This is a genomic window from Prosthecobacter sp., from assembly GCF_029946185.1.
Classification (GTDB): Bacteria; Verrucomicrobiota; Verrucomicrobiia; order Verrucomicrobiales; family Verrucomicrobiaceae; genus Prosthecobacter.
This window is the reverse complement of sequence record NZ_JAQSEA010000166.1, coordinates 32,734-33,405: the sequence shown is the minus strand read 5'-3', so window position 1 is coordinate 33,405 and position 672 is coordinate 32,734. Positions and strand designations below refer to the sequence as shown.

General features: G+C 59.4%; 1 pseudogene. It reads right to left on the bottom strand.

Annotation, left to right across the window (positions count from 1 at the left end):
- Positions 1-672, bottom strand: a pseudogene (locus PSV43_RS14700) (hypothetical protein); the annotation flags it as partial.

Sequence of the window (672 nt, the reverse complement as noted above, 5' to 3'; positions counted from 1 at the left end):
TCATTGCGGTGGTGCCGGTTTTCTTTTTCAGGTCGTCCACTTCAGCCTGCAATCCGAGGCTGCGGGCACTGGTGGCATCACGTTCCTTGACGGCCGACTCACGCTGTTTCACCGCCTCATCGCGCTGAGTGATGGCGCCATCACGCTCCTTCACAATCTGGTCACGTTCTTTGAAGATTTTGTCACGCTCCTGCTGTACGGCGGCGATTTGTGTAGAGGAATCGACCAGTTTTTGTGAGGCGTCCTTGGCAGCTGCTTCGGCGGCGATCATCCGCTGAGCGTTTTTGCGCATCTCCAAATCCACCGCCATTTTTTCTTCCATCAGCTTGCCAAGCTGGCCCTGTGCCGCGCGGGCTTCTTCCACATCCCTGCCCATGGCGAGGATGCTCTGCTCCAAGGCGGAGGCCTTCTTGCCAAGGGCATCGTTTTGCTGGCGCGCGGTGGTGATCTCGCCGGAGGCCCACTGGTACCAGTTCTGCCATTTGCCGAGATCGATCTGCTGCTGGTTGTTTTTCGTCTCCAGTTCCAGAATGCGCTGTTTGTGCATTTGCTCCCATTGGCTCAGCAAGTCATTGAGACTGGGCAGGGAGCCGGGGGAGGTGGGGAGGGGGGCGGCGGGTTGCGCCAGTACGCCGGGCGATGGAATGGTGGCGGCAGGCATCGCTGGAGTCA